The 3047-nt window shown below is 46.2% G+C and carries 2 protein-coding genes; one reads left to right on the top strand and one right to left on the bottom strand.

Features of this window, described 5'->3' with window-relative positions; translation table 11 throughout:
• Positions 1 to 139: 139 nt before the first annotated feature.
• Positions 140 to 1272, bottom strand: a protein-coding gene (locus U9Q77_07515) for an IS630 family transposase (GenBank protein ID MEA3287207.1) whose coding sequence is annotated in 2 segments (ribosomal slippage) — positions 140 to 840 and positions 840 to 1272 — 1134 coding nt in all. Because the reading frame shifts where the segments join, the coding sequence is not laid out codon by codon here.
• 127 nt (positions 1273 to 1399) lie between these two features.
• On the opposite strand from U9Q77_07515, the gene U9Q77_07510 reads away from it, so the two are divergent.
• Positions 1400 to 3047: S8 family serine peptidase (locus U9Q77_07510; GenBank protein MEA3287206.1), on the top strand; the 1648-nt coding region annotated here is incomplete at its 3' end.

Below are 3047 nucleotides of genomic sequence, written 5' to 3'. Positions count from 1 at the left end.
TAGCTTTAGTGATAACAATATTAAAGATGCGTTGACCTATGCCGAAAAAATATCTGATGCCGAAAGCAAACCAGTTGTGGTTAACCTCAGCTTGGGCAATCAAAGCAATGCTCATGATGGTACTAGTACACAGTACAGGTTAAAGTTTCGGATAAAGTCGTTTTAACTTAATGCGAGCATCATCCGTCTTAAACTGCCAGTCAACCTTGGTTTGACGATTATTCCTGTCAGTGTTCCAGATAGCAACTTCGGATCTCAATTTTTTGATATAAGGAATGCGACCGGCAAGGCATTGTCGCTTTAATACACTTAGTTCAATTTCTGCGATGTTAAGCCAGCTACCATGCTTTGGCGTATAATGCAGCTCAAGACGCTCAGCTAATATCCTGGCCTGCTCGGGGCAAAAAGCCGTGTATAAAGATGCTATGTTATGTGTGTTCAGGTTGTCCATCACTAATACTACTTTCTCGGCATCAGGGTAACGTTCATCAAGCATTTCTTTAATAAAGTAAGCCCAATCAATTCTTGTGCGATGATCAGTAATTTTTACTTGCCGTTTCCCTCCCAGAGGCTCCACTTCAATGAATATACTCGCGACACCATTACGGACATATTCATCATCCATCAATACCGGATGACCAGGTGCTGCTGGAATAGGGGCTTGCACTTCTCCTATCAGTTGAATGCTCGATTCATCCATACAGACAACTGGAAATCGCGCATCATATGGGCGAGCATAAACTTCCAGAATGTCTTCCATCGCTGCAACAAAACTTGCGTTCTGATCCGGCGGTATCTTCCAGTACTTGCTCAGGTGAGGCTTAAGTTCGTTTTTTTTAGAGTGTTACATACTGTCATCGGAGAAACTGTTGGTACGATTTTAAGCTCAATAATTTTCTCTGTTAGAAGTCTGACCGTCCAGCGTTCCCTGCCCTCAGGTGGATCTGAACATGCCAACGCTAAAAGGTGCGCTTCAAATTCACCGCCGAATTGGATTTCCCGTGGCGGGTTAATCCGTACTTTACGTACTATGGCTGCAGTAAACCCCTCTTCCACAAATCGCTTCTTAAGGTGCTCCAGGCTACGGGTGGTGGTGCCAAGGGCTTCGGCAACTTTAACAACTGTCCAGTTCTGACCAAACTCACCAACGTCCAGTAAAAGCAGTGCCCTCGCATATAGTACAGTACGGGCGGCTCTACTCCCCTTTGTCGAAATAGCCTTCAGATCTCTTCGTTCTTCTTCAGTTAGCGTGACTCGGTATCTCGGTGCCATAATTGCTCCTCATGGTTTTGGAACAAATATAACACCCTACATTCTATATGCGAAGTATTAAGTAATACATTGTACTAGCAGCCTATCAGAAGCTGTCGATGATTTTGTGGCTACCGGGAATGGCAGGGTGGCAATTGTAGCTGCCGGAAATGAGGGGAATGATCTTATCCACATTGAAGGATCAGTGGGTGCCGGCCTAACAGAAACCATTACGATAACCGTTCCTTCGTTCAGCAATACTTCCGGGGCATCAAACGACTATTTTTCTCTGGAACTATGGTGGAATAATAATGCTGATGTATCGGCTACAGTTAACTCACCCAATAGTAAAACCTATACTCGTACTGCTGATCAGACCGGTACCAAGCAGACAACCGATGGAACCATTCAATTATACAATATTACAGACTCCGATCATAGTAATGGTGATCGACGAACCTTTTTCCAGGTGTATGATTCAACCGATGGGGTGGGTCCAGCAGCTGGAGATTGGGATTTAGAAGTAACCAATAATACAGACACCACCATGACCTACCATGCCTGGCTCTATGCCAGTTCCCTGGAGAGCAATACGAAGAAGGCCACGGTGAACGGTGGTGATACAACCTATACGGTTTCCTCGCCAGGTTCGGCTAGTTCCGCCATCACTGTGGGCAGCTTTGCAGCCCGATGGCGATATACTGATAGTAATAATAACCCACGAATTGTGGATACACCTGACCTTTCAGACGACCTGGCCTATTTCAGCAGCATTGGACCCAATCGTGGGGGCGAGCAGAAACCGGATATCTGCGCTTCAGGACTTGGTTTGATCTCAACCACCTCGACGGATTACTCACTATCAACAGACATTGTGATCATTGCCGGCAAGTATCATTTCGCCCTGGGTAGTAGCATGTCATCAGGATCAGTTGCCGGAGCGGCTGCATTATTATTAGACTATAAAGGTTCATTGACAGCTGCCCAGGTCAAATCCAAGCTCACTGCAAATGCTGATCAGGATGATACATATACCGGTGTAACTGTTCCAAACGCTGAGTGGGGGTATGGGAAATTGAATGTATTCGAGGCTCTGTCAAAAACTATTGGCTCGACAGCAACGGTTGATCATGATATTTATGTTTATGACACCTGGAGTTCCAACGCAACCGTGCCATTAGCCAGTGGTCTAAAGACTTCAGTACGGTTTTCGCCCACTTCAGGGGATGTCACAGGTGCATTTTTTCATCCTGGCTCAGAAACTGGAACCTCCAACAGCATCTCGTTTGAGATCTGGTCTGACAGTAGCGGGACACCAGTTGCAAATCTAGGTTCAACAGTGACCATGGCGGTTTCTGATATTGGAAAAGGGACCTGGAACTTCGTGGCTCTTAAAGCAACCGGTGTGAGTGTCTCTTCAAGAACTGATTATCATCTGGTTTGTAAGAATACCGCCAGCGCCAATTTTAAATTGAACGTTGATAATGGAAGTTCAGATAGCAGATCTCATTATAATACAGGTTCCAGCTGGACAGCGTATGGAAATGATTGGCGGATGCGCGCAGTAGTTTCCACAGAGGAAGCCACCCTGGATAGTTCACTCCCCGTCGAGCTGGTCTTTTTCAATGCAACTACTGAGAAAGGTAACCTCGTTCTGAAATGGGCCACGGAGAGTGAATTCGAGAACCAGGGCTTCAGTCTGTCCCGCCGGGCAGGTCATACTGCTGACTGGAAGTTACTGGCTGACCATACCACCCATTCTGAACTGGAAGGACAGGGTAGCAGTACATCCCGGA

The sequence above is a fragment of the Candidatus Neomarinimicrobiota bacterium genome (genome assembly GCA_034716895.1).
Lineage (GTDB): Bacteria > Fidelibacterota > UBA8477 > UBA8477 > JABMPR01 > JABMPR01.
This window is presented reverse-complemented; position numbering and strand designations above follow the sequence as displayed.